General features: G+C 67.4%; 22 protein-coding genes. 9 read left to right on the forward strand and 13 right to left on the reverse strand.

Features of this window, described 5'->3' with window-relative positions; genetic code table 11:
- Window positions 1-60 precede the first annotated feature (60 nt).
- Entirely contained in the window at window positions 61-942 is an 882-nt protein-coding gene (locus GC106_RS12310; protein WP_173128549.1) for a shikimate dehydrogenase, read from the forward strand.
- Here the strand turns inward: GC106_RS12310 and GC106_RS12315 are convergent.
- Entirely contained in the window at window positions 923-2,725 is a 1,803-nt protein-coding gene (locus GC106_RS12315; protein ID WP_173128552.1) for a bifunctional sugar phosphate isomerase/epimerase/4-hydroxyphenylpyruvate dioxygenase family protein, read from the reverse strand. The two genes, GC106_RS12310 and GC106_RS12315, sit on opposite strands and share 20 nt — an antisense overlap.
- A gap of 140 nt (window positions 2,726-2,865) precedes the next feature.
- Between GC106_RS12315 and GC106_RS12320 the strand changes: the two genes are divergently transcribed.
- Both GC106_RS12320 and GC106_RS12325 read left to right on the forward strand, forming a co-directional pair.
- Window positions 2,866-3,498, forward strand: a complete 633-nt coding sequence (locus GC106_RS12320; protein ID WP_173128555.1) for a TetR/AcrR family transcriptional regulator — start codon at window positions 2,866-2,868, stop codon at window positions 3,496-3,498.
- Window positions 3,499-3,601: 103 nt separating this feature from the next.
- Window positions 3,602-4,918, forward strand: coding sequence for an MFS transporter (locus GC106_RS12325; protein ID WP_312872610.1), 1,317 nt, complete (start codon window positions 3,602-3,604; stop codon window positions 4,916-4,918).
- Window positions 4,919-4,968: 50 nt separating this feature from the next.
- Here the strand turns inward: GC106_RS12325 and GC106_RS12330 are convergent, their stop codons facing one another.
- Entirely contained in the window at window positions 4,969-5,319 is a 351-nt protein-coding gene (locus GC106_RS12330; protein ID WP_173128558.1) for a hypothetical protein, read from the reverse strand.
- 195 nt (window positions 5,320-5,514) lie between these two features.
- Complete coding sequence (locus GC106_RS12335) at window positions 5,515-7,734, reverse strand: glycoside hydrolase family 9 protein (protein ID WP_217280395.1); 2,220 nt, start codon at window positions 7,732-7,734, stop codon at window positions 5,515-5,517.
- 140 nt (window positions 7,735-7,874) lie between these two features.
- Between GC106_RS12335 and GC106_RS12340 the strand changes: the two genes are divergently transcribed.
- The 3 genes from GC106_RS12340 (at window position 7,875) to GC106_RS12350 (ending at window position 10,180) form a co-directional block, all read left to right on the forward strand.
- The gene (locus GC106_RS12340; protein ID WP_173128560.1) at window positions 7,875-8,261 is read left to right on the forward strand and encodes a hypothetical protein; all 387 of its coding nucleotides are present in this window, start codon (window positions 7,875-7,877) and stop codon (window positions 8,259-8,261) included.
- A 148-nt stretch (window positions 8,262-8,409) separates the two neighbouring features.
- A complete protein-coding gene (locus GC106_RS12345) occupies window positions 8,410-9,405 on the forward strand; it encodes a ThiF family adenylyltransferase (protein WP_173128562.1) in 996 nt (331 codons plus the stop codon).
- A 199-nt stretch (window positions 9,406-9,604) separates the two neighbouring features.
- The gene (locus tag GC106_RS12350; protein WP_173128564.1) at window positions 9,605-10,180 is read left to right on the forward strand and encodes a dihydrofolate reductase family protein; all 576 of its coding nucleotides are present in this window, start codon (window positions 9,605-9,607) and stop codon (window positions 10,178-10,180) included.
- A gap of 72 nt (window positions 10,181-10,252) precedes the next feature.
- Here the strand turns inward: GC106_RS12350 and GC106_RS12355 are convergent, their stop codons facing one another.
- Together GC106_RS12355 and GC106_RS12360 are read right to left on the reverse strand one after the other, a co-directional pair.
- Window positions 10,253-12,106, reverse strand: a complete 1,854-nt coding sequence (locus GC106_RS12355; RefSeq protein WP_173128566.1) for an ABC transporter ATP-binding protein — start codon at window positions 12,104-12,106, stop codon at window positions 10,253-10,255.
- Window positions 12,103-13,833 carry an ABC transporter ATP-binding protein gene (locus tag GC106_RS12360; protein WP_173128838.1) on the reverse strand — a complete coding sequence of 577 codons (1,731 nt, stop codon included), beginning with the start codon at window positions 13,831-13,833 and terminating at the stop codon, window positions 12,103-12,105. The genes GC106_RS12355 and GC106_RS12360 overlap by 4 nt, the downstream gene beginning before the upstream one ends.
- Window positions 13,834-13,922: 89 nt before the next feature.
- Between GC106_RS12360 and GC106_RS12365 the strand changes: the two genes are divergently transcribed.
- The gene (locus tag GC106_RS12365) at window positions 13,923-14,525 is read left to right on the forward strand and encodes a TetR/AcrR family transcriptional regulator (RefSeq protein WP_173128568.1); all 603 of its coding nucleotides are present in this window, start codon (window positions 13,923-13,925) and stop codon (window positions 14,523-14,525) included.
- Between the two features lie 67 nt (window positions 14,526-14,592).
- Here GC106_RS12365 and GC106_RS12370 read toward each other — a convergent pair whose 3' ends face one another.
- The 3 genes from GC106_RS12370 to dapA form a co-directional block, all read right to left on the reverse strand.
- Window positions 14,593-15,039 (reverse strand): nitroreductase family deazaflavin-dependent oxidoreductase, encoded by a 447-nt coding sequence (locus GC106_RS12370; RefSeq protein WP_312872611.1) that lies wholly within the window; start codon window positions 15,037-15,039, stop codon window positions 14,593-14,595.
- Window positions 15,040-15,048: 9 nt separating this feature from the next.
- Window positions 15,049-15,378 (reverse strand): DUF8129 domain-containing protein, encoded by a 330-nt coding sequence (locus tag GC106_RS12375; protein ID WP_173128570.1) that lies wholly within the window; start codon window positions 15,376-15,378, stop codon window positions 15,049-15,051.
- A gap of 77 nt (window positions 15,379-15,455) precedes the next feature.
- On the reverse strand, window positions 15,456-16,358 hold the full coding sequence (gene dapA, locus GC106_RS12380) for a 4-hydroxy-tetrahydrodipicolinate synthase (protein ID WP_173128573.1): 903 nt from the start codon (window positions 16,356-16,358) through the stop codon (window positions 15,456-15,458).
- A 72-nt stretch (window positions 16,359-16,430) separates the two neighbouring features.
- Between dapA and GC106_RS12385 the strand changes: the two genes are divergently transcribed.
- On the forward strand, window positions 16,431-17,321 hold the full coding sequence (locus GC106_RS12385; protein ID WP_173128576.1) for a LysR family transcriptional regulator: 891 nt from the start codon (window positions 16,431-16,433) through the stop codon (window positions 17,319-17,321).
- 1 nt (window position 17,322) lies between these two features.
- Here the strand turns inward: GC106_RS12385 and GC106_RS12390 are convergent, their stop codons facing one another.
- A complete protein-coding gene (locus GC106_RS12390; RefSeq protein WP_173128579.1) occupies window positions 17,323-17,844 on the reverse strand; it encodes a pyridoxamine 5'-phosphate oxidase family protein in 522 nt (173 codons plus the stop codon).
- Window positions 17,845-17,888: 44 nt separating this feature from the next.
- Window positions 17,889-18,722, reverse strand: coding sequence for an arginase family protein (locus GC106_RS12395; RefSeq protein ID WP_173128582.1), 834 nt, complete (start codon window positions 18,720-18,722; stop codon window positions 17,889-17,891).
- Window positions 18,723-18,911: 189 nt separating this feature from the next.
- Here GC106_RS12395 and GC106_RS12400 point away from each other — a divergent pair, with 189 nt between their 5' ends.
- Window positions 18,912-21,896: a 3-keto-alpha-glucoside-1,2-lyase-like domain-containing protein gene (locus tag GC106_RS12400; protein ID WP_173128586.1), complete on the forward strand. Its 2,985-nt coding sequence runs from the start codon at window positions 18,912-18,914 to the stop codon at window positions 21,894-21,896.
- A gap of 56 nt (window positions 21,897-21,952) precedes the next feature.
- On the opposite strand, the gene GC106_RS12405 is transcribed toward GC106_RS12400, so the two are convergent.
- From GC106_RS12405 to GC106_RS49290, 3 genes are all read right to left on the reverse strand, one after another.
- The gene (locus GC106_RS12405) at window positions 21,953-22,165 is read right to left on the reverse strand and encodes a CsbD family protein (protein WP_173128589.1); all 213 of its coding nucleotides are present in this window, start codon (window positions 22,163-22,165) and stop codon (window positions 21,953-21,955) included.
- 62 nt (window positions 22,166-22,227) lie between these two features.
- Window positions 22,228-22,656 (reverse strand): hypothetical protein, encoded by a 429-nt coding sequence (locus tag GC106_RS12410; protein WP_173128592.1) that lies wholly within the window; start codon window positions 22,654-22,656, stop codon window positions 22,228-22,230.
- Between the two features lie 101 nt (window positions 22,657-22,757).
- The gene (locus GC106_RS49290; RefSeq protein ID WP_173128595.1) at window positions 22,758-25,103 is read right to left on the reverse strand and encodes an ATP-binding protein; all 2,346 of its coding nucleotides are present in this window, start codon (window positions 25,101-25,103) and stop codon (window positions 22,758-22,760) included.
- Window positions 25,104-25,123: the final 20 nt, after the last annotated feature.

Raw genomic sequence — 25,123 nt, forward strand, 5'->3', positions numbered from 1 at the left:
GGGCCGTCTTCGGGTACAAGTAACTATCTAGTACGTTCATTCCCGTGGAGGGACAGCGGCGTGACGGCACTGCGCGACGGTGGCCGATATCTGGTCGGCCTGATCGGCTCGGGCATCGAGACGTCACTGAGCCCGGCACTGCACGAACGTGAGGCCGACGAACTCGGGCTTCGCTGTCTCTACCGCACGCTCGACCTGACCACGCTCGGCCTGCCGCCCGAAAACGTCGGCGACCTGCTGGCGGCGGCCAGACTCGCGGGCTACGACGGGCTCAACATCACCCACCCGTGCAAGCAACTCGTGCTCAGCCACCTCGACGATCTCTCCGCCGAAGCGGACGCCCTGCGAGCCGTCAACACCGTCGTCTTCACCGACGGCAAGGCCATCGGCCACAACACCGACCTGTCCGGCTTCGCCCGCAACATCGCCTTGGGACTGCCCGATTCCGCGGTCGACAGGGTGGTTCTGCTCGGCGCCGGCGGCGCCGGAGCCGCCGCGGCACACGCCCTGCTGACCATGGGCACCGGAACGGTGCACGTCTTCGACACCGACCGGGAGCGCGGCGAAACACTCGCCGGATCACTGCGCGGTCGCTTCGGCGCAGGCCGAGCCACCGCGGGAAGTCTCAAAGACGATCTGGCGCCATCCTTGCGTGAGGCGAACGGGCTGGTGCACGCCACGCCGACCGGAATGGCGGCGTATCCGGGACTTCCGTTGCCCGAGCACCTGATCATGCCGCATCTGTGGGTGGCCGATGTGGTGTACCGGCCGTTGGACACCGAGCTGGTGGTGACCGCACGCGCCAAGGGATGCCGGGTGCTCGACGGTGGCGGCATGGTCGTTTTCCAAGCGGCCGAGGCGTTTCAGCTCTTCACCGGGTACACGCCGGACGTCGGCCGGATGGTGCGGCACTTCGGTGAGCTCACTCGTGACTCAGCCTGAACTGCCGATGGGCGGCCATCCGCACCGGCGAGTTGGCCACACCGTAGCCCGCGTAGCCGTCGATGCGTTGCACCACCTCGAAGAACATCCGCGACCCCACCATGTGCGTGTAGAAGTGGAGAAACTCGCCGTGCTCGTCGCGGTCGTAGAGCACCGAGTACTCGCGTAGAGACGCCAACCGCCCGGCCGGGAGATCGAACCGCGCGGCGAGATCGTCGTAGTAGTTGCCCGGAATGTCCAGCAGTCGCGCACCGAGTTCCCGCATCGCCTTGGCGCTGGCCACGACGTCGTCGGAGGTGAACGCGATGTGTTGCGGCTCGCGGACAGCAGGCGCCCAGTCGCCACGCCGCAGGGCCGCCACGTTGAGCGCGATGCGGATTCTGCGCCCGGCGTCAGCCGACGACCGGCTGCGGATCAGGCCGAACGGTGCCGCGAACTCCGTTTCCGGCTCCGCTTCCAACCCCAGTGCCGCGCGGTAGAACAACGCGATCTGGTCGAAGTCGTCGAACGGCGCGGTCAGCGAGACGTGGTCGATTCCGGTGATGCCGCAGGTGGTCACCAGCGCAGGGTCCGGCGGCGTGAAATCCGCCATCCAGTCGCCTTCCGGGCGGCAGAAGACAATGCCGACGCCGTCGGGCGCTCGCACCGCGGGGTCGTCGTAGTCCAGATCGGACAGAGCCGGAGCCAGCAACCGCTTCGCGCGCCGGGCGGCGGCGTGTGGATCGGGTGTCGCCACGCCCAACGCGCCGATCCGCACATCGGCGTCGGACCGCACCACGATCCGGGCGTCTCCCTGCTGCCACAGGTGAGCCGGACGGGACTCGTGTTGTCCGATGTAGACGAACCCGAGCGCGGCAAGAACCTCGGCCGGGTCCGGCGCGGTCAGTTCCACGAAGGCGTAGCCATCCGAAGGCGGAACGACCGGCAATCCGGCGACACGCATCCGCTCAGGTCCCCTGCGGGCGGTCGCTTCCCGCAGGACGAGCAACGACCGCATGGCGTCGACGGCGGTGTGCACGGGGTCCGATTGCCGGAAGACGTCGTTGAACACCTCCAGCGACAGCGGCCCGGCGTATCCGGTCGCCGCCACCGCGCCGAGGAAGGCGCTCAGGTCGAACGCGCCCTGCCCCGGGAACAGCCGGTGATGCCTGCTCCACTGCAGCACGTCCATCCGCAGCCGCGGGGCGTCCGCCAGTTGCAGGAAGAAGATCTTCGCCCCCGGGATGACCTTGATCCCGGTGATCCCGCTTCCCCGGGACAGCACGTGGAAACTGTCCAGGCACAGCCCGAGGGACGGATGGCCCGCCTTCCGCACGATCCGCCACGAGTGCTCGTAGGTGTTCACGAACCGGCCCCACGCAAGGGCTTCGTACGCGATCCGGATGCCGCGGCCCGCGGCTCGGGACGCCAGCTCGTGGAGTTGCTCGGCGGCGAGGTCGTCATCGTCGACCGCGTCCGGGGACACGGACGAACAGACGAGCATGGTGTCCGCGCCCAGCTGTTCCATCACGTCGAACTTGCGCCCGGCCCGGCGCAGGTTCGCCGCGAACACGTCCGGCGGCACCGCCTCCAGGTCGCGGAACGGCTGGTACAGGTCGATCGACAGGCCCAGATCGGCGCACCGCCGCCGGATCTCCCGGGGTGTCCACGGCGAGACCACCAAGTCGTTCTCGAAGATCTCCACGCCGTGGAAACCCGCGCCCGAGGCGGCGGCCAGTTTGTCGTCGAGCGTGCCGGACAGGCACACCGTGGCGATGTCCATCCGGACTTCCGGACCGTCCATGGCAAATGAACGTACCAGATAGTTAATAGTTCGGCCGGTCGATCACGTCGTCCGGATTCGGAGCCGACCACGACGTGCGCACGGGCCATCAGCCCCGACTACAGTGAACAGACCCGATCATCACCACGAAAGGCGAGTCGTTGGCCGCACCGGACCGCGGCCGGGATCCCGACCGGACCCGCGCCGACATCCTCGACGTCGCGACCGCCGAATTCGCCGACAAGGGCTACACGGGTGCCCGGGTGGACGAGATCGCCGCACGGATGAGCACCACCAAGCGGATGATCTACTACTACTTCGGCAACAAGGAACAGCTGTACATCGCGGTGCTGGAGCGCGCGTACACCGGCATCCGGACCATCGAACAGGGCCTGGACGTCGAGCACCTCGACCCGGTGGACGCCATCCGGCAACTGGCCGGGCTCACGTTCGACCACCACGAGTCGCATCCGGACTTCGTCCGGCTGGTCAGCATCGAGAACATCCACCGCGCCGCGCACATCACCCGGTCCTCGGTGCTGTCCGGGCTCGCCGATCCGGCCTTGGACGTTCTGACCACGATCCTCGAACGCGGGCGGGACGCGGGCGTCTTCCGTGCCGACGTGGACCCGCTCGACGTGCACATGGTGATCAGCGCCTTCTGCGTGTTCCGCACGGCCAACCGGCACACGTTCAACGCGATCTTCAAGCGGGACATGCTCGATCCCGGGCTGCGCGAGCACTACCGCGAGATGCTGGGCGACCTGGTCCTGGCGCACGTCGCCGCCCGCTGAACCGGCCCTTGACAAGTCGCCTGGGTCACATCATCTTAATTAACTATCTAGTTCGTACCTACGCCCCGCTGTTCCGCAACGCCGCCTGACAGAGGAGCACGACGTGACACCACCCGCGAGTGCGCACCCGGTGGGCAAACCCAAGCAGGCCGCGGTCGCGGCCTGGATCGGCAGCGCACTGGAGTACTACGACTTCTTCATCTACGGCACCGCCGCGGCGCTGGTGTTCAACAAGGTCTTCTTCCCCGCGTCCGATCCGGCCACCGGCACGCTGCTGGCCGTGGCCACCTTCGGGGTCGGCTACGCCGCCCGCCCGGTCGGCGCGTTCGTGCTCGGGCACATCGGCGACCGCTACGGGCGCAAGAAGGTCCTCGTCTTCACCCTGTTGCTGATGGGCGTCGCGACGTTCCTGGTCGGCTGCCTGCCCACGTACGACCAGGCAGGCGTGCTGGCACCGGTTCTGCTGGTGGTCTTACGCCTGCTGCAAGGTCTTTCCGCGGCAGGCGAGCAGGCGGGCGCGAACTCCATGACTCTCGAACACGCCCCGGCGCATCGCCGCGCGTACTACACGAGCTTCACGCTCAGCGGCACACAGGCGGGGCAGATCCTTGCCACGGCGGTGTTCCTGCCCGTCGCCGCGTTACCGGAACAAGCCCTGCTGTCGTGGGGGTGGCGGATTCCGTTCTGGGCCAGCTTCATCGTCGTGGTAGCCGGGTACGTCATCCGGCGGAAGCTGGACGAAACCCCTGTGTTCGAACGAAAAGCGGCCACGGAGGGCGTGGCCCGGCTGCCGGTCGCGGTGCTGTTCCGCGATCACTGGCGTGATGTCCTGCGTGTGGTGCTCGCCTCGATCATCGCCTCGGTCAGCACGATCTTCAGCGTCTACGCTTTGAGCTATGCGGTGAACACGGTCCAGCTGGACCGGTCGGCGATGCTGTGGGTCGGCGTGCTCGCCAACGTCGCCGCGCTGGTGGCGCTTCCCCTGTGCGCCACCCTCGCCGACCGGATCGGCCGCAAACCGGTGTTCATCGCGGGATCGGCCGGGTGCGCCGCCCTGATGTTCGCGTACCTCGGTGCCATCTCGGCCGGGAACCACCTGTTGATCTTCGTGGTGGGCATCGTGATGTTCGGCGTGGTGTACAGCGCCACCAACGGAATCTGGCCCTCGTTCTACGGCGAGATGTTCACCACCGAGGTCCGGTTGTCCGGCATGGCGATCGGCACCCAGATCGGTTTCGCCATCGCGGGTTTCGCGCCGGCCATCGCCGCCGCGATCGACGGCGCGGGCTGGGTCCCGGTCGCTGTGTTCACCGCGGCCCTGTGTGCCGTCAACATCGTCGCTGTCGCCAGCGGTCGCGAGACTTACCGCGTACCCACCGAGCAACTCGGTCTGCGGCCTGCCAAACAGGTTGCCGGCTGACCCGAGGGTTGCCGGAGCGGCTTGATCCGCCGCCCCGGCAACCCGCTAGTTCACCAGCGCAGCCCGATGTTGGACGGTCCCTGCGGGCCCAGCACGGAGGCGGACAGATAGCCCCCGGCCACATTGCTGCACACCCAGGACTGCGGAGGCGCCGAAGCACTGAAGTTCAACCGGCAAGCCACGCGGTCGCCGGAGAACACCACCCATTCGGCGCTACCGCTGCCATGCACGTCGGCGTCGACGGACAACCTTCCCCCCGGGAACCCACCCGCTTCGACACTGCACGCCGGGCCGGCGCAGTTGTTCGAGGCACCGCCTGCCGACGCCGCCAGTGGTGACATGACAAACGCTGCTGCCGCGACTGTCCCCAGCACAGCCGCGCGCTTCACTGATCGACTCATCGAATCCCTCCCTGTTCGAAACCTCGAACCGATCCTGCCGAAGACCGGCTTCACTTCGGCAACAGCGTGGTTTCCCCTCGTGAGTGTTTATCGGCGTTCTAACACGGACAAACACTCACGAGGGTTTACCTGCGGGAGGGGTTGGTTGGGCAGACCCCGCACCGTCGTACGGGGCCCGCCCGGTCTGGGAGGAATCTACTCGTGCCGGCGCTCGGCCTGTTCGGCCGCGAACGCGGCCACCCAGGCCAGTGCCGAGTTCCAGTTGATGGTGACCTCGTTGGTCGCCCAGGAACCGATGTCGTCGATGTAGCACATCGCGTCGGCGCATCCCTTGAGCTTGTCCTGCGCCACCGGGTCCTGGATGTACGAGTTCGGTCCACCGGCGAGTGATCCGGCGGGCGGGTTCGGCAGCGCGGCATCCATCTGGTGCGCCCAGAACCGGTGGTGCTGGTTGTGCGCGTCCCGTTCGCCGTACCCGGTGATGTACGAGATGTTCAACGGGTTGCGGCCGAGGATGTAGTCCAGGCCGGTGAACACGGCGTCGCGATACGCGGTCCTCCGAGTCAGGTCGTAAGCCGTGGCCAGGACGACAAGGTTGTTCAGCACCTGGCTGTTGGATCCCCAGACGTACTTCCCTTCGGGCGGGGCGTACGCCAGGCCGTAAGCCTGGCTCCGTGCCGTGGCGAGGTACTTGTCGGCACCGGCGATGACCGATTGACGTACCCGCGCACGATCCGGGAGTCCATTCGGGACGGTCGCCAGGTCGAGCCGGCCCAACGCCGCGACCGACTGCCAGGAGAAGCCGTCGGCGGTGAAGACGTCCGCGGTGTGCACCGGGGACGAAAGCACGGCGTCGCGATACTCCACGCCCTTCGTCGTCAGGTACAACTCGGCCGCGGCCCAGTAGAACTCGTCGTTCACGTTGGTGTCGTCGTACGCGCCGCCACCTGTCGCGTCCGAAGGAGACGCATAGATCGCGGGGTTCGCTTTGGCGGCGGCCCATGCCTGACGCGCCGCGGTCAGGCACCTGGCGGCGAACTTCCGGTCGTAGCGGCTGAACAACCGGGCGCACTGGGCGGCGGTCGCGGCGAGGTTCAGCGTGGCCGCCGTGGACACCGGATGCAGCTCGCGGAGTTTCGGATCCAGGTGCGGCGGCAGCGGCAGACCGGTCCACTCGTTGTCGTGGATCTTGTGGTGTGCCATGCCCGCGTACGGCTTGCCCGCCGGAACCTGCATGCGCAGCAGGAACTCCAGTTCCCATCGGGCTTCGTCGAGGATGTCCGGCACACCGTTGGCGCGCTCCGGGATGCGCAGGTTGCCGTCACCGAACGCCCGCGGGGACCGTTCGAACTCGCTCATCAACTGCGCGACCGAGATGCCGCCGTTCACCACGTACTTGCCGTGGTCGCCCGCGTCGTACCAACCGCCGCGGACATCCAGCCGGTAGTCACAAACACCTGGCTGGCAGGCGACGTTCGTGTCGCCCTGGTTCGGCGGGACGTCCAGGTGCCCGGCCGGGCGTGCGTACCGCGCTCCGACCAGCGACTCCTCGATCGGGGTTCCGCTTCGCTGGTGGTAGAAGAAGGCCAGGGAGTCGGTCTTCAGCCGTTGGTAGAACTCTCCCCCGATGTCGAAGGGAACGCTCGTCTCGCCGTCCGCGCTGAGCGTGTAGCCCTTGCCCGGGGCGGCCCGGCTGAAGTCGATCGTGTGCGTGTTCTGGCGTGAGGTCGGATCGATCCCTCGCGGCTTGGAGTTCCCGCTCGCCGCGACAGTGCCGTCCGGGCGGGACAGCCGCCACGCGACCGGCTCCGTCGCCGTGGTGACGAGGGTCGCGTGCTTCGCCGAACTGGGCAGATAGCCGGTCTGGTTGACCCTGACCCGTGGTCCGGTATCCGGAATGTACGGCGGCGGCTCCGAACCGCCGGCCAACGACACGTCGTCCACGCAGAAATCAAAGGAATCGGCGTTACCGCCGATCTGGAACGCCACCTGCGCCTTGGCCGTGGTCACCGTGGAGGTGAACTCGTACTCCTGCCTGGTCGCCGACGAGGTGAGCGGAACCTGTTGGGACAGTTCGGCGGTGTACGGCGGGTCGGCCAGCTGGACGTTGGCCCGGACAGTGGCCGAAGTGGACGCCGACGCGGTGAACGCGAACTTGTACGACTGCCCGGCCTCCAGGTCGATCTCGTTCTGGCCGATGATCGCGTCCCATGGGTTGACCGTCCCGCCCGGGACGGTGGCGCATAACCTGCCGTCGACGACCGCGCCGGGCGCGTTGCTCGTCCACCACCATGGCGCCGTACCCGCGTCAAAGCCGCCGTTGGTGACCTGTTCGGCCGGCTCGGCGGTCGCCGCGGCCGGTGTCGTCAGCGCCAGCGACATGCCCAGCAACCCGATGAACGTCTTGCGCCACATCTGCCGTCCTTTCGCAGGGGAGTACGCAGATTCTGGGAGCGCTCCCAGTCTGGCCTCCGCCTGCCCGGCCGTCAACAACCGATTCGGGAGAGGTCCCGGGCGGGCGGGGCACGCTGAGGCGGAACCCGTTAGGAGAGATCATGATCGGACCCATGCCGCCACCGCCGGACCCGGCCGGCGATCAGGTTCCCGCGCCCGGCGCCATCAAGGCGGCGTCGACATTGTGGATCATCACGGGAGTTCTCGTGACCTTCGCGTACGGCTACGCGGCGTTCCGCGCTTACGGCGCGGGCGACGATCGTCTTGCCGCACTGGCCGCGGTGTTCACGGTCGTCGGCCTTGTCCTGTGGCGCTTCGGCAGAGCGCTTCGCTACGGCCGGGACCACCGCAGGGCGTTGATGGTCTGTGGCGCACTGGTCTCCATCGCGATCATTCCGCTGATTCTCGTCATCCCCGCGATGGTGTTGCAGTACCAGCAGACCGGCAACCACTGGTTCGCCCTGCCACCGGCCGGTTCCCAGGCGTGACCCGCGAGCACTACCCCTTGTGGACAGCGTTTCCCGGCTCGCGGCAGATGCCCGGCATACAGCGCCGAAATCCGCTCGATAACCACCGCCTTGACTGTTGACTCTGTCAAGCATTAGCTTGACTATGTCAACGACTTGGGAGGGCGGCATGACGGGTCTGGCGGCGTTGGAGGATGTCCTGGCCGGCGAATCGCCTTCCTGGCAACCGGTGATCGTCACCTGCGACGACGATGCCCTTCGTGCTCTGTGTCGTGACCGGGGAATCGCCGTTCTGGACACGCTTGACCAGCAACTGGCGGAGCTTGCCCGAGTGCGGTCCCCAGGCGCCGGGCGGGACTCGCCGGCCAGGTGGGTGTACTTCCCGTGGGAACGCCGCGTCGTGCACCTGCTGGCGGAGAACGACTTCTTCGATGTGATCACCGATCGGAACCAGGACAAGATCAGTCGCGCTGAGCAGGATGTTCTGCGGGGAAGGACTGTCGGCGTGATCGGTCTGTCGGTCGGTGGCGAAGCGGCGGTCACGGTGGCGCAGGAACACCTGTGTGGTCACATCAAGCTCGCCGACTTCGACCGCCTTGATCTGTCGAACCTCAACCGCCTCAATGCCGGAGTGGACGACCTCGGCGTGCCGAAGGCATGGATCGTGGCCAGACGGATCGCCAAGATCGATCCTTACATGCGAGTCACCGTCTTCGACGAAGGCGTGACACCCGCCAATGTGGACGCATTCCTGGATGGAGTCGACCTGCTGGTCGAGGAATGCGACGACCTCGCGTTGAAGTACGGCATCCGCGTACGGGCCAAGGCGCGCGGGCTTGACGTCGTGTACGCGGCCGATGAGCGCGGTTTCCTCAGCATCGAGCCGTACCGCACTCATCCCGATCTACCGGTTTTCCACGGTCTGGTGAACGGCCCACAGGAGCTCACCGACTGGCTCGGCGAGCTCTCCGACCGGTCACGCCGCTCCGTGCCACTCATCGGGCAGTCGCTGTGCGGTTATCCCCAGTTGGCCGGTGAGGCGCGGTGGGCCGCGGGACAGGTCGGCCATGTGGCCCGGCGGCTCTTGCTGGGCGAGGCCTTGCCGCCCTTCCACGGTCACCTCGATCCCGCGGAGTGGATAAGCGGCCCTTCCGAGGCGATCTGAGGTGGACAGAACCATCGGCGATGGACTGACGGGCGGGCGCCCCGCTCAGCCACCGGTCCCGCGTCGTCAAGACCCTGCGAAACCCGTTCTGACCAGGCATGATCACCGCGTCGAAAAAAGTCCGGGAACTCGTGTCGACTTCGGCGGCCCGTGTTCGACGCAGTGACGAGACCACGTCAGAACAACCTAGGAGCACCCCATGCGCACCCTGATCTCCACCGCCTTCGTCTCGCTCGACGGTGTCGTGGAAGCGCCCGGTGGAGAGCCGGGATACCGCAACTCGGGCTGGACCTTCAAGGACATCGAGTTCGACCCGGCCGCGTACGAGATCAAGGGCCGCGAGCAGGACGAGGCCGCGGCCATGATGCTGGGCCGCGTCAGCTACGAGGCGTTCTCGCCGGTGTGGCCGACGATGACCGAGGACTTCGCCGGCTACAACGTGATGCCCAAGTACGTCGTGTCGACCACGCTGCAGGAGAAGGACCTGGTCGGCAACTGGGGCGAGATCACCATCCTCCGGTCACTGGACGACGTCGCCGCGCTGAAGGAGACCGAGGGCGGGCCGATCATCGTGCACGGCAGCGCCACGCTGAACCACAACCTGTCCGACGCGGGCCTGATCGACCGCTACCACCTGCTGCTGTTCCCGGTCCTGCTCGGCGCGGGCAAGCGCCTGTTCAGCGAGGCCGACCGGGACAAGCAGAACCTCAGGCTCGTCGAGAGCGAGTCCTACCCCAACGGCATCCAGAAGCTGGTCTACGACATCGTCCCCTGACCACCCCAACCCCCTCGTGAGTGTTTAACCGTGTTCTAACACCGATAAACACTCACGAGGGGTGAGCTGGGATTATTCGACGGGGGCCGCGAACTGCGCGGAGTACAGCCGGTGGTACGCGCCTGCACGGTCGAGCAGTTCCTCGTGCGTGCCCTGCTCGACGATGCGGCCGGATTCCATCACCAGGATCACGTCCGCGTCACGGATCGTGGACAGCCGGTGGGCGATCACGAAACTCGTCCGCGACGACCGCAACGCCGCCATCGCGTGCTGCACCAACGACTCCGTGCGGGTGTCGACCGAGCTCGTCGCCTCGTCCAGGATCAGCAGCGACGGGCTCGCCAGGAACGCCCTGGCAATGGTCAGCAACTGCTTCTCACCGGCCGAGACGTTCGTGCCCTCCTCGTCGATGACGGTGTCGTACCCGTCCGGCAGGGTGCGTACGAAGCGGTCGACGTACGTGGCACGGGCGGCCGCGATGATCTCCTCCTCGGTCGCGCCCGGCTTGCCGTACGCGATGTTGTCGCGGATGGTTCCCCCGAACAGCCACGTGTCCTGCAGCACCATGCCCGTCTGGGAACGCAGGTCCTCCCGTCGCAGTGCGGTGATGTCCACGCCGTCGAGCGTGATCCGGCCGGCGTCCAGCTCGTAGAACCGCATGATCAGGTTGACCAGCGTCGTCTTGCCCGCGCCGGTGGGCCCCACGATGGCGACGGTCTGACCGGGTTCGGCCACCAGCGACAGGTTCTCGATCAGCGGCTGGTCCTCCTTGTACGAGAACGACACGTTCTCGAACTCGACCCGTCCGCGCCGCCGCGCGGGCAGCGACGCGTCCGCCGGGTCGGGCTTCTGCTCCTCGGCGTCCAGCAGTTCGAACACCCGCTCCGCCGACGCCACACCGGACTGCAGCAGGTTCGCCATCGACGCCACCTGAGTCAGCGGCTGCGTGAACTGCCGTGAGTACTGGATGAACGCGGTGACCTCGCCGAGCGTCATCGTGCCTGACGTGATCCGCACGCCACCGACCACCGCGATGGCCACGTAGCTCAGGTTCGACAGGAACATCATCGACGGCATGATCAGGCCGGACACGAACTGGGCGCCGGACGCCGCCTGGTACAGGTCCTCGTTACGGCGCCGGAACTCCTCTTCGGACTCCCGCTGCCTGCCGAACGCCTTCACCAACTGGTGCCCGGTGAACGACTCCTCGATGTGCGCGTTGAGCGCGCCGGTGTGCTTCCACTGCGCGATGAACAGCTTCTGCGCCCGCTTGCCGACCGTTCTGGTCACGAACACCGACGCCGGGATCACGAGCAACACGATCAACGCGAGCAACGGCGAGATCGTGAACATCATGACGATCACGCCGAGGACGGTCAGCACCGACGTCAGCAGCTGGCTGATCGTCTGCGCCAGCGTGGTCGAGATGTTGTCGATGTCGTTGGTGACACGGGAGAGCAGCTCACCGCGCGGCTGGCTGTCGAAGTACCGCAACGGAAGCCGGTGCAGCTTCGCCTCGACGTCCTCGCGTAGCCGGTAGACCACGCGCTGCACGACGTTGTTCAGCAGGATGCCCTGTGCCCAGCTGAACAGCGATGCCGAGAGGTACAGCCCGAGCACCCACCAGAGCACTGTGGCCAGTGCGCTGAAGTCGATGCCGGGGGTACGGCCGATTACGCCGTCGAAGATGATGTCGGTGGCGTCACCGAGGACCTTCGGCCCCGCGACGTTGAACCCGACGGCGACCACGCAGAGTCCGAGCACCAGGGCGAGGCTGAGGCGTTCCGGCCGCATGCGGCCGATGAGCCGTTTCGCGGACGTGCCGAAGTCGTTGGCCTTGCTGACCGGTGCCTGCATGGCCGCGAAGCGTCCGCCGGGTCCGCCCGCGGCGGGCTGGGGACGGCGGGTCGTGGTGGGAGTGCTCATGCTGCCTGCTCCGGGGTGAGCTGGGACTCGACGATCTCGACATAGGTGGGGCACGTGCCCATCAGCTCGCGATGGGTTCCGGTGCCGACCACTTCGCCGTTCTCCAGGACGATGATCTGGTCCGCGTCGAGCACAGTGGACACACGTTGGGCGACCACGATCACCGCCGCGTGCTCGGTCCGTGGCCGCAGCGCGGCACGCAACGCGGCGTCCGTCGCGAGGTCCAGCGCGGAGAACGCGTCGTCGAACAAGTAGATCTCCGGTTCGCGCACCAGGGCTCGCGCGATCGACAACCGTTGCCGCTGACCACCGGACACGTTGGTGCCGCCCTGCGCGATGGTCGCGTCGAGACCGCCCATCTCCTCGACGAAGTCCCGTGCCTGCGCGATCTCCAGCGCCTGCCACAGTTGCTCGTCCGTCGCGGCCGGATTCCCGTACAGCAGGTTGGATCGCACGGTGCCGGTGAACAGATACGCCTGCTGTGGCACCAATCCGATCCGGCTGCGCAGCACCTCGGGGTCCACCGTACGGACATCCGTGCCGTTGACGCGGACCTCCCCCGCGGTCACGTCGATGAACCTGGGGATCAGGTTCATCAGGGTGGTCTTGCCCGCGCCGGTACTGCCGATGATCGCGGTGGTCTTGCCTGCCTCCGCGCGCAAGGAGATGTCCCGTAGCACCGGATCGACCGCGCCCGGATACCGGAACTCCACGTTCTGGAACGTGACCTCGGCGCGTCCGGGAAGCTCGGCGACGGGCGAGTCCGGCGGCCGCACGGACGGCTCGGTGTCCAGCACCTCCAAGATCCGCTCGGCGCAGACGGCGGCACGCGGGATCATCATCGAGATGAACGTGGCCATCATGACCGACATCAGGATCTGCACCAGGTAGGTCAGGAACGCGGTGAGCGCGCCGACCTGCATCTCACTGGCACCGACGCGGTGCGCGCCGAACCACAGCACCGCGACGCTGGAGACGTTGAGGATCAGCATCACGGTCGGGAAGATCATCGCCTGCAGCCGTCCGACCCGCAGCGCGGTGTCGGTGAGCCGCTGGTTCGTGTCGCCGAACCGGTCGGTCTCCGCCTTTTCGCGGACGAACGCGCGGACCACGCGGATACCGGTCAGCTGTTCCCGCAGCACCCGGTTGACCTGGTCGATGCGTTCCTGCATCAGCCGGAACTGCGGGACCATGCGCGAGACGATCAGGCCGATCGAGATGGCCAGCGCGGGCACGCAGACCAGCAGCAGCCAGGACAGCCCGACGTCCTCCTGCAACGCCATGACCACGCCCGCCACGCACATGATCGGCGCGGCGACGAACATCGTGGCCATCATGACCACCAGCAACTGCACCTGCTGCACGTCGTTGGTGGTGCGCGTGATCAGCGAGGGAGCGCCGAACGTGGCGACCTCGCGCGCGGAGAACTCGCCCGCGCGGTGGAAGATCCCAGCCCGCACGTCGCGCCCGAACGCCATGGCCGTGCGTGCGCCGTACAGGACCGCCGCGACGGAACAGGCGATCTGCAGCAGCGACACGGCGAGCATCCAGACGCCGGTGGTGATGATGTACTCGTTGTCTCCACGCGCGACACCGTTGTCGATGATGTCGGCGTTGAGGCTGGGCAGATAGAGCGATGCGATCGTGCCGACGAGTTGCAGCACGAGCACGATGGTCAGCTCTCTGCGGTACGGCCGCAGGTAGGTGACCAGCAAGCGGTTCAGCACCAGTTCCCCCATGCAAGAAACGACTCGTGTCTAATAATGCGCAAGGTAGACCACTGACGTAAGAAACGCAACGTATCTTAGGAGCTCGGGTGACGGACACCAGGACGAGGCGCCGCGGCACCGAGCTCGAGCATGCGATTCTGGACGCCGCGTGGGCCGAACTGAGTGAGGTCGGCTACCCGTCTCTAACCATAGAGGCAGTGGCAAAACGGGCAGGGACAAGCAAACCCGTCATCTACCGGCGATGGCCGAGCCGAGCCGCGCTGGTCATCGCCGCATGGGCCCGCCGTCAGCCGATCCACGAGGCAGCACCCGACCAGGGTTCGCTGAGAGCGGATCTGCTGTGGCTGTTCACCCGGATCGCCACCCGGATGGACGCGATGATGAGCCAGACGATCGCGGGCGTGATGGCCGAGGCGTTCAAACACCCCGAGGTCCAGGACCTGCTGCGGGACCGCCTCGACTCCGCTCCCCTGGCCAGGACGCTGGGGACCATCGTGGAGAACGCCGTGGCCCGCGGCGAACTGCGCCCGGCCGCCCTGCCGCGTCGCGTGCTGCGGCTGCCGCTCGACCTGCTGCGCTCGGAAGCGATCCTGTGCGGAACCCCGCTGTCGGAGGAGACGCTGGCCGCTCTGGTGGACGACGTGTACATCCCGCTGCTGAAGGGCCTGGCAGCAGACCACGGTCACTGAGCGAGCCACGGCAGGATGGATTCCCAGGCGGACCCGCGCCCCCCAGATGTACGGCTACGCGGGTGGATCAGGAAGGATTCGGCGCGTCCGCCACACGGAAGACGGGATGCGCGGACGCCTCCGCGGCGAAGGCGCTGGCCGGGTCGCGCGGCTTCGCGTCGAAGTAGGGCCTCGTCACAGGTTCCTTACGGACGTACGCCTGGAGCACCGGCGCGCTTTCCTCGGCGCCGCACTCGAACACGCTGACTGTCCGCGTCTTCCGGCCGTGCCGTAGCCGAACCTCGCCGGCCGCGCGTGCGTTGTGCACCCATGCCACGTTTCCGTAAGGCGAGACAAGCCATTCCTTGCCGTCGAACCTCAGCAGACGGATCGGTGTCGTGCGCGCGAGGCCGGTACGCCTCCCCACAGTCGTGAGCAGGACATAGCTACGCGGTGCGACGCCGACGCGCAACGCTGCTCCGATGACGGCGTTGCCGACCTTCCTGACCACGCCGTACTTGTACTTCCTGGCCACCAGGCCACCCTATCCGCGGGCGCGGCCTGGCGTCTGTTCTGCCACACCGTGGCGCAGCGGGGTTCTGTCGTCGGGCGAGTGCGCGGGCGAGACCGGCGACGTCCTGGGGGTATCCGTGGCGCCCGGGGCGTTGCGCTGGTCGCCGCCTGCGGGTTGTGCTCCGTCGGCAAGTTCATCCAGACGGGTGATCAGCAGCTGCTCGACCTGGGCCCGGTTGGCGTGCTCACGTTCGTGCTCAAGGACCTGCCGGAGTTCGTCCCCGGACAGCGATCGGATGCGATGCCGCAGGTCACCCGTGGAAAGCTGGTCGTAGTCGTTGATCGGGAAGTCATCTGCCATGCCGATCGGCTACCCGGATGGACCCGGGCCTAACTCCCCGTCCGCCCTGGTGAACCTCGTGAGCGTTTATCCGTGTTCTAACCCTGATAAACGCTCACGAGGGGGGCCAGCGCGGCTGTGAGGCGCTGGAGGTGGGGCGGTGGCGACTCGACCAACGGGAGGCGCACGGTCGCGTGCGGGATGATCCCGAGTTCGGCCAAGGCGGCCTTCGCCATGATGGCGCCCTGGGACGTGTGCATGATGGCGTCCATCAACCGGAGCAGCGACTCCTGGATCGCCTTCGCCGAGCCGAGATCGCTGTCGCGGACGGCCCGGATGAGCTCGGCGTTGCGGTCGGCGACGACATTGCCGACGACGCTGACCACACCGGTGGCGCCGCACGCGAGGTAGGCCAGGTTCAGTTCGTCGATACCGCAGTAGTAGGCCAGCGATGTGCGGGCCATCAGGGACATCGCTTCGAACAGGTTGCCCTTGGCGTCCTTGACCGCGCGGATCCGCGGATGCCCGGCGAGTTCGGTCAGCGTGGCGGCTTCCATGGCCATGCCTGTACGGGCGGGCACGTCGTAGAGCATCACCGGGAGCTCGGTGGCGTCCGCCACTGCCACGCAATGGGCGATCAAGCCTGCCTGAGTCGGCTTGGAGTAGTACGGGCAGACGAGCAGCAGCGCATCCGCTCCGGCCGCTTCGGCTTCGCGTGCCCGGCGAACGCTGGCGGCGGTGTCGTAGGTGCCGACACCGACGGTCACCCGGGCCTGGCTCTTCGCCTGAGCCGCCACGGCACGGACCGACTGGACAGTCTCGTCGTCCGTCAGGGTGGGCGACTCACCAGTCGTCCCGGCCACCACGATCCCGTCGCAGCCTGTGGCCAGGAGGTGGTCCATGAGGTTCGCCAGGCCAGGCTCGCTGATCGTGCCGTCGGGATTCATCGGGGTCACCATGGCGACGAGGTTGGCGCCGAAGAGCTGCTGTGCGTCGGTCATGGTCCGATCGTGGCGCGTCCGATAGGTGTGGTCCAGCGATGCTTTCTTGCCGGTATTGCGTAACCTGGCTTTATGATCGATGTCGCTGCCCTGCGGGCGTTGCGGTCGGTGGCCGCCCTCGGCACGCTGGCACGGGCGGCCGAGGAGCTCGGGTTCACCGCCTCCGCGGTGTCGCAGCAGATCAAGCGGCTGGAACGGCAAGTCGGTGTGCCCGTACTGGCCCCGGCGGGACGCGGGGTCGTGCTCACCCCGGCCGGACAAGCCATTGTGGACTCGGCGGCCGAGGTGTTCCAGGCGTTGGAGCGGTGTGCCGAAGCGGCCCAGTCGGTCTCGGCGGGCACGCCGCGGGGTGTCCTGCGCGTGGTCGCCTTCTCGACTGCCATCCGTGGGCTGCTCGCGCCCGTCATTCCGCGACTGGCGGCGCACTGCCCGGATCTGCGCCTGCACATCACCGAGCAGGACCCCGACCAGGCCCTGCACAGCGTCGACGCCGCGACGGCCGACCTCGCTCTGGTCCACGACGCCGACGGGCTGCCAGTCCCGTTGCCCCTGTCCTTGACCCAGCGCCACGTGCACACCGACGTCGGCGACGTCGTGATGAGCCGGACGCACCCGCTGGCGCGCCTCGACCGGCCCCTCACCGGCACTGATCTCGCCGGTCACGCGTGGGTGACCAGCCCACCTGGTTCGGTGTGCCACCAATGGTTCCGGCGCCTGTTCGCGGACGCCGCCGAAGAGCCCGACGTGCACCACCTGGTCGACGACTTCGCCACCCAGCTGGCGCTGGTCGCCGCGGGCGACGTGCTCGCGTTGATCCCCCGCCTCGCCCGCCCGCCCCTGGGCGATGGGCTCGTATCCCGGCCGTTGCGCCGCCGGCCGAAGCGAGAGATCAACGCGGCCTGGCGGCGCAGCGCCAACGCCAGCCCGGCGATCCAAGCCGTGCTCACCGCGCTCGCCGATTAGCTCACCGGGCGAAATCCCAGCGAGTGGCGCCGTGCGGTTCGGCGCTGGCCACACCGAAAGCGGTGTGCAACGTCAGGCGGTACAGGTGCCACGGCGGCGGGCCCGCGCTGGGCGCGCTGTACGGGGCCGTGAAAGCGTCGCCCTCCACCGAGACCGGCCAGCCGCCCGTGCGGTAGACGGCCGCCACACGCTCCAGAGTGGACGAGTCGGTGACCCGGTGCGCCTCGCCTTCCAGGACCAGGTCGAGGCCACGCAAGCGCACCGACACACTGCACGCCGGATTGGCCGCCAGATTGCGCGACCTGCGTGTGCCCGGTCCGCCCTTGAAGTACAGCGCACCGTCCACCCACACCGCACCGACGCCTGCGGTGTGCGGCCGCCCGTCAGGCCGTACGGTCGCGACGAAGAACGTCAGGTCCGCGGTGGGCGTATCGGCCGTGAGGATGTCAAGCGCACGGCTCCACGGCAGTTCCGCGGTCCCGTACCGGTCGAGGTTACGTGTCGATGTTGGGGTGTCAGTCATGCCTACGCGTCGAACGAGCCGGGCCCACATCGACACCGGCCGAATTAGTTCACGAGCTGAGCTATCTCGGTGAGCACCCGGCTGCCCGTGATGGCCATCCGGCCATCGATGTCGGATTCGGGGTGGTAGGCGGTGACAGCCGCGGCGACCACGTCGAACCGTTCGAAGATGTCGCCGACGATGCCGAGCAGCCGCACGAGGCTCAAACCGCCTTCGGCGCTGTACTGGTTGGCGACGCCTTCGCTCGGGTCGAGGCAGTCGAGGTCGATGTGCAGGTACACCCGGTTCACCCGGCCGCGAAGACCGTCCAGTTCCGCCCGCAGCCGGGCATCGCTGAAGGTGTTGCCTTCCAGCACATGGATCGGCGACCGCAACAGGTCCTCGCGCTGACCTGGCTCGTAGTCCCGGACGCTGATCTGCAGGACGTTGCCCGGACTGACCGGCCGCAGGCCGAGGACCCGGTCCCGCAGGGACGACCAGCCGTCCCCGGTCAGCACCGCGAGCCCCATCGCGTCGAGGGAACCCGAGTGGGACCGCTCGGGGGTGTCGAAGTCCGGGTGCGCGTCGAACCACACCACGCCCAGGTCGTCGGTGCCGCATCCCGCGGACGTACCAAGGCTGCTGTTGCAGTCCCCGGCGACGACGAGCGGGAACACCCCTTCGGCGAGCGCGGCCCGGACGTGCTCCTTGAGCCGGCGGGCCAGTTCGAAGACTCGGGCCGCCTCGGGCAACGAGGGGTCGACGGCGGGAACGGTCACCGTCTGAACCGCCGCGAGCTGGGCTGATGCCGCCTGCACCAGCCGCGCGGGCCCCCGGCCACGGTCAACCCCTTCCCGGCCGTCATGGAAAGGCGACATGATCACCCGTAGCGGCTTCACCAAGCCTCCTCTGCCGAGCGGACGGACTGGACGGCGGATACCCCTGTCAGCCGTCGATCACGCCGCCCGGTGAGCTGTTCGGCGTAACTTTGGCCCAAATCCAACCTACTTTCGTTGACTTTGTGCAAAAGTAGGCCGTACTTTCGCTGAGCATTAGCGGAGATCCCTGCTCTCCTCAAAGGAGCAAAGATGCTTCTGGCTGTCCACGAACGATGCCGCCAGTCGCTCGTAGCGGCACTAGTCCTGTTCACCTTCCTGTCCTGTTTTGTCACGGCGCCTGCCCGCGCCGACATCCCGCCGCAACAGCCGGGCGTGACGTTACGGGTCTACGACCTGCAGACCGGGCTGGACAGACTGTGCACGATCAAGTCCGGTCAGACCCCCAACGTCGACAAGCTGATGCCGGTGATCAACTGGACCGGCACCGCCGACTTCGGGATCAGCGACATGTTCGTGTCCGAGGTGACCGGCAACATCAACATCCCCACCGCGGGCACCTACCAGTTCCGCCTGACCAGCGATGACGGCTCAAGGCTGCGCATCGACGGCCAGGTGGTCATCAACCACGACGGGCTGCACGGGGCGACCCCGGTGACCGGCTCGGTCCAGCTCACCGCGGGTTACCACGCGCTGCGGATCGACCACTTCGACAACCTCGCCGACCAGCAGATCACGTTGGAATGGCAGCCACCGGGCGCGTCGAGCTTCGCCGTGGTGCCGAACTCGGTGCTCAGCACCGACGCCGACGTGGTCCGCGTGACGTCGCCGGGACGCAAGGAGTGCGAAGGCGCCGCGGACTCACCGGGCGACGGCCTGCCGTTGACCGGCGTGCACCCCGGTTTCACGCTGACCAACCTGCGCCCCAGCGGGTTTCAGCCCCAGGTGACCGGAATGGACTGGCTGCCCGACGGCAGGCTGGCGATCGCCACGTGGGGTGGCTCCAACAACGTGCTCGGCGAGGTCTACCTGCTCAGCAACGTCGCGGGCAACACCGACCCGTCACGCGTGCAGGCGAAGCGCGTCGCGAGCGACTTGAAAGAGCCGATGGGCATCAAGCACGTCGACGGCAAGCTGTACGTCTCCGAGAAGCATCGCCTCGTCGAGCTGAACGACACCAACGGCGACGAAGTGACCGACAACTACCGGACTGTCGCCACATGGCCGTTCGGTGGCAACTTCCACGAGTTCGCGTTCGGTCTGCTGTACAAGGGCGGCTACTTCTACGCCAACCTTTCCGTGTCCATCAACTACGGCGGTGCCACGACCGATCCGCAGCCCGCGCCGAACCGCGGCACCACGATCAAGGTCAACAAGGCAACGGGCGAGGTGTCGTACATCGCGGGGGGCCTGCGCACGCCGCACGGCATCGGCTGGGGCCCTGAAGGTGACATCTTCGTCACCGACAACCAGGGCGGCTGGCTGCCCGCGAACAAACTGGTCCGGGTCAAGCAGAACCGGTTCTTCAACCACTACACCAACCCGGCGGGCCCGTTCGACGCGCAGCCCGTGACGGCGCCGGTACTGTGGTTGCCGCACAACGAGATCGCCAACTCGCCGAGCAACCTCGTCATGCTGCCGCAAGGGCCCTTCGCCGGGCAGCTCGTGTACGGTGACGTCACCTACGGCGGTCTCCAGCGCGCGTTCCTCGAGAAGGTCAACGGCGAGTACCAGGGTGCTGTTTTCCGGATGACGCAAGGACTCGAGTCCGGAGTCAGCCGGATCAGCCTCGGCCCGGACGGCGCGATCTACACCGGCGGCATCGACGGTGGCGGCAACTGGGGCCAGCCCGGCAAACTCGCCTACGGCCTGCAGAAGATCACGCCCAACGGCACGAACACCTTCGACATCCTCTCGATGCGGGCCGTGCAAGGCGGGTTCGAACTTCAGTACACCCAGCCGTTGTCGGCCGAGACCGTGCAGGACCTCGTGACGAAGTACCAAGTGTCGCAATGGCGTTACGTGCCGACACCCGCGTACGGCGGCCCGAAGGTCGACGAGCAGACGCTTCGCGTGTCCAGTGCGACGGTCTCCGCCGACCGCAGGAAGGTCACCCTGCAGATCCCCGGCCTGCAGGCCGGACGGGTCGTCCACGTCCGCTCGCCGCGGCCGTTCGCTTCCGAATCCGGCACGACACTGTGGAGCACGGAAGCGTGGTACACCCTCAACTCCCTGCCGGGCGGGCCGTCCGCCAGCGTGACCTATGAGGCGGAGCGCGCGGCCCTGAGCGGTGGCGCGGCGGTCAACACCAACCACACGGGCTACGAAGGCACCGGATTCGTCGACGGGTACTGGAACAAGGGCGCCGCCACGACGTTCGCCGTGAACGTGCCCTCGGCCGGGACCTACAACGTCGGCCTGCGGTTCTCCAACGGGCCGGATCCCAGTCCCGGCGCGAAGTCCGTGAGCGTCTACGTCAACGGGACCAAGGTCCGGCAGACCCGGCTGGCCAGCACGACCACCTGGGAGAACTGGGCGACACAACCGGAGGCATTGACCCTCAACGCCGGCGCTAACTCGATCTCGTACCGGTTCGACGACGGCGACGCGGGCAACGTCAACCTCGACAACATCACCGTCACCGCGGCCACGCGTATCCCCCTGTTCACCGGCAACAAACTCGACGCGTGGGAACTGAAGTCCGGCGGCGCGGCGACGTGGCCGGTCACCGCCGGTTCGATGGAAACCCTCGGCGGGGACATCCGTACCAAGCAGAAGTTCGGCGACTTCAAGCTGCACGTCGAGTGGTACGAACCCAACTACCCGTCGAACGTGACCGGACAGGCACGCGGCAACAGCGGCGTGTATCTCCAGGAGCGCTACGAACTCCAGGTGCTCGACTCGTACGGCGACACCAGTCTCGCCAACGACGAGGCCGGCGCGATCTACTCGAAGAAGGCACCGGACGTGAACGCCGCGAGGGCTCCGCTGACCTGGCAGACCTACGACATCACGTTCCGCGCGGCCCGGTTCGACAGCGCCGGGAACAAGACCGACAACGCACGGGTGACCGTCGTCTGGAACGGCGTGACCGTCCACAATGACGTGGCGATCGACGGCCCGACCGGCGGAGGCGATCCGGAAAGCGCCGCCGCGGGCGCGATCCGCCTGCAGGACCACGGCGATCCCGGTGAGAACCCGAGGTTCCGCAACATCTGGATAGAACCGATCAGCTGACACCCCCTCTCGTGAGTGTTTATCAGGGTTAGAACCCTGATAAACACTCACGAGGCTTACTTGTCGTCCTTCAGGGCCTCTTTGGCGTCGTGTACTGCCGCGGCGCCCTTGTCGCGCAGGTCGTGACCGGCTTCCTTCATCTCGCCGCCGAGTTTGTCACGCTTGCCTTCGGCTTCCATGTCCTCGTTGTCGGTGGCTTCGCCCAGTCGCTGCTTGGCCTCACCGCCGACCTGCTGGGCCTTGTCCTTGGCCTTGTCGAAGGTGCTCATGGCGTCGGCCTCCTCGATGGTCTGGCACTGTGCCACCTCTCGGGTGCCCGCCCCGCCCGGTCTTACACGTGCGTCACGAGCAGGGTCACCCCGGCCTCCCCGCCGCAGTCGACGAACACCGGGCCGACGCCGTTGCCCACGGTCGGCGCGACGTTCGCCTTGGCGAGGAAACCGTTGGGGTCGTTCTTGAGAATCCGGATGTTCACCAGCGCCGGATTGTCCGGGAAGCCGCCGAGCACCGTCTTCAGGCCGGTTCCCCCGCCGCAGTCGCCGGTGATCGTGACTTCCTGGCCGCGCTCGGTGGTGGGGTTCGGGCTGACCCGGACCGTCGCCCGTGCGCCCTTCGGCGGCCTGGCTTCCTGCTCGCTCATTTCCTGTGCACTCCCTGACGCGTCACTCGCGCCCGCGGTCCCGATGACGCCTGCGGCGATCAGGCCGGACACCGCGACCAGCCCACCGACCACGCGTCCTGTCGTGGTGATCCTCGGCATGGTTTCCCCTTCCTGACTCTGCGACCGTTTCCCAGACAGGCGCTCGCATCGGCAGGAAGGTTCTGGCGCACGGGAAATGTGACCCAAGCGACACCGGCCGGTCACTGCTTGTCGGGCACGGATGCCTGCGTGATCCAGGTGGCGACCTGGGTACGTGAGTCGAGGCCGAGTTTCCGCAGGATTCTGTCGACGTGCCCTTCGGCCGTGCGCTGGGAGATCACGAGTTTCCGCGCGATCGCCTTGTCCGACAGGCCCGCGGCGATCAGGTGCGCCACATCGAGTTCCCGTTCGGTCAAGGCCGCGAACCGGGAGGTGTCCGCGGACGGCGGCGCTGTCTTGTCCTCGGCCAGCGCGTAGGCGATCGCGTCTTCGAAAGTCAATTCCTCGCCGTGGGCGACCTTCGCTTCGTACAGGCGGTCGCCAAGCGCTTGCCGGCACTGCGTGACGCAGTCCGCGCGCGGAGCCCCGAAGTACAGCGAGCCGAACATGGGATAACCGACCGACCGCCAGATCCGTTGTGCCGCACCGAGCATCGTGGCGGCACGGTCCCAGTTGGCGTGGGCGGCCTCGGTCCACGCGAGCACTTCGACGGCGAGCACGATGCCCAGCTGGTCCTTGAACTCGCGCTTGATCCGCAGGCACTGCCGGCCGTACTCGGCTGCCTGACGCAGATCGCCGCGACTCAACGCCACGAGCGCCAGCCCGTAGATCGCGTAGGCGTACGCCCACTTCTCGCCATGCGCCCGGGCGATCGCACAGGCTTCGTCGCACAGGACGGCCGCTGTGTCGAGATCACCCTGGAACACCGAGGCGACGGCCGACTCGATCCCGGCCATCAGCACATTGCTGTCCAGCACACCCAGGCGCCGGTAGCGTTCCTGTGCGTCCTTGAACAGGGATTTCGCGTAGTCCACGTCGTCGCCGACCAGCGCGTTGCACCCGAGCCGGTGCACGGCGTAAGCCAGCGCCACGTCGTCGCCGGAGTCGCTCGCACAGTCGCGGCACTCCTCAAGCATGGTGACAGCCTCGGCGACCTGCCCCTGCAGCGTACGGATGTATCCGTTGACCCAGAGCGCTTTTCTCCGGTCGTCACCGAACGCCCCGGCGGACACCACAGTGGACCCAAGGGCACGGTCAAGCCAATGCCGCCCCTCACCCAGTGTCCCGCAACCGATCCAGTAGAACCACAAGGTGGCGGCGAGCCGCAGGCCTGCCGCCGATTCGGCAGGTGCTGACAGGCTGAAGTCCAGCGCGGCACGGAAGTTGGCGTGCTCCAGCGTGGTCCGCCTGACCACCTCCGCCTGTCTCGGCCCGAACCACTGCCTCTCACAGTGCTCCGCCAGGTCGAGGTAGTGGTCACGGTGCCTGCGCCGCACGGCCGTTTCCTGGCCGGACTCCCGCAACTTCTCCAGCCCGTACTGCCGAAGCGGCTCCAGCAGCCGGAAGCGGCTGCGCGCCACGTCCGGTTCGCAGACCAGCACGGACTTGGCGATCAGCCGGAACAGATGGATCAGCACCTCCTCGGCGGCCAGACCGGCTCCGGAACAGACCTCCTCAGTCGCGCGCATGTCGAAGCCACCGGCGAAGACCGACGCCCGCATCCAGAGGTTCTGTTCGGCCGGTGTGCAGAGGTTGAAGCTCCACTCGACCGCCGCGCGCAGCGTCTGGTGACGGGGCAGCCTGCCCTGCGTAAGCACGGCCGGCGACCGGTAGCAATCGGCCAGTCGGGCCCGCAACTGGTGGAGCGTCAGCACCCTGAGCTGGACCACGGACAGTTCGATGGCCAGCGGGATACCGCCGAGCAGACGACAGACCTCGGCGATCTGCCCCTGGCTTTCCGTGGTCACCGCGAAACCCGGTCGCACGGCGGCCGCGCGTTCACTGAACAACGTCAGCGCCGGATAACGTGCCCATTCCCCGGGCGACAAGGACTCTGGGGATTCCGGCAGCGGGAGCGGATCGACCCGCCACAGGTGCTCGCACCTGACGCTGAGCCGCTCCCGGCTGGTCGCGAGCACCCGCAGCCCGGGCGCGGCTCGTAGCAGGACGTCCACCAGGTCCGCGCACGCTTCCACCAGGTGTTCGCAGTTGTCCAGAATCAACAACAACTGCCGGTCGCGGAGATGGCCCGCGAGCACTTCGGTCCGATCGCGTCCGGTCTCGTCGTGCACCGCGAGCGTCTCGAGAATCGTGTGCGGGACCAGGTCGCCGCCGCGCAGGCCCGCGAGTTCGACCAGCCAGACCCCGTCACGGAACACACGACGCAGGTCGGTCCCGGCCTGTAACGCCAGCCGTGTCTTGCCGACGCCGCCCACGCCTGTCAACGTCACCAGCCGTGCCTTCGACAGCAGGTTCCTGACCTCGGCCAGATCCTGCTTGCGGCCTACGAAACTCGTCGTGTCAGCAGGCAGATTGCCCTGCCGACGGGTTGCAAGGGCACTACCCACGGGTAAAACCTTGCTGGCCG

Source organism: Kibdelosporangium persicum (assembly GCF_013280595.1).
GTDB classification, from domain to species: Bacteria; Actinomycetota; Actinomycetes; order Mycobacteriales; family Pseudonocardiaceae; genus Kibdelosporangium; species Kibdelosporangium persicum.

What these genes read in the sequence shown, in the direction of transcription:
- GC106_RS12400 (WP_173128586.1), top strand. Translation starts at nt 18,912, where the DNA reads ATGCTTCTGGCTGTCCACGAACGATGCCGCCAGTCGCTCGTAGCGGCA.
- dapA (WP_173128573.1), bottom strand. Translation starts at nt 16,358, where the DNA reads ATGACCGACGCACAGCAGCTCTTCGGCGCCAACCTCGTCGCCATGGTG.
- GC106_RS12385 (WP_173128576.1), top strand. Translation starts at nt 16,431, where the DNA reads ATGATCGATGTCGCTGCCCTGCGGGCGTTGCGGTCGGTGGCCGCCCTC.
- GC106_RS12330 (WP_173128558.1), bottom strand. Translation starts at nt 5,319, where the DNA reads ATGAGTCGATCAGTGAAGCGCGCGGCTGTGCTGGGGACAGTCGCGGCA.
- GC106_RS12340 (WP_173128560.1), top strand. Translation starts at nt 7,875, where the DNA reads ATGATCGGACCCATGCCGCCACCGCCGGACCCGGCCGGCGATCAGGTT.
- GC106_RS12315 (WP_173128552.1), bottom strand. Translation starts at nt 2,725, where the DNA reads ATGGACGGTCCGGAAGTCCGGATGGACATCGCCACGGTGTGCCTGTCC.
- GC106_RS12355 (WP_173128566.1), bottom strand. Translation starts at nt 12,106, where the DNA reads ATGAGCACTCCCACCACGACCCGCCGTCCCCAGCCCGCCGCGGGCGGA.
- GC106_RS12410 (WP_173128592.1), bottom strand. Translation starts at nt 22,656, where the DNA reads ATGCCGAGGATCACCACGACAGGACGCGTGGTCGGTGGGCTGGTCGCG.
- GC106_RS12335 (WP_217280395.1), bottom strand. Translation starts at nt 7,734, where the DNA reads ATGTGGCGCAAGACGTTCATCGGGTTGCTGGGCATGTCGCTGGCGCTG.
- GC106_RS12375 (WP_173128570.1), bottom strand. Translation starts at nt 15,378, where the DNA reads ATGGCAGATGACTTCCCGATCAACGACTACGACCAGCTTTCCACGGGT.
- GC106_RS12390 (WP_173128579.1), bottom strand. Translation starts at nt 17,844, where the DNA reads ATGACTGACACCCCAACATCGACACGTAACCTCGACCGGTACGGGACC.
- GC106_RS12350 (WP_173128564.1), top strand. Translation starts at nt 9,605, where the DNA reads ATGCGCACCCTGATCTCCACCGCCTTCGTCTCGCTCGACGGTGTCGTG.
- GC106_RS12345 (WP_173128562.1), top strand. Translation starts at nt 8,410, where the DNA reads ATGACGGGTCTGGCGGCGTTGGAGGATGTCCTGGCCGGCGAATCGCCT.
- GC106_RS12405 (WP_173128589.1), bottom strand. Translation starts at nt 22,165, where the DNA reads ATGAGCACCTTCGACAAGGCCAAGGACAAGGCCCAGCAGGTCGGCGGT.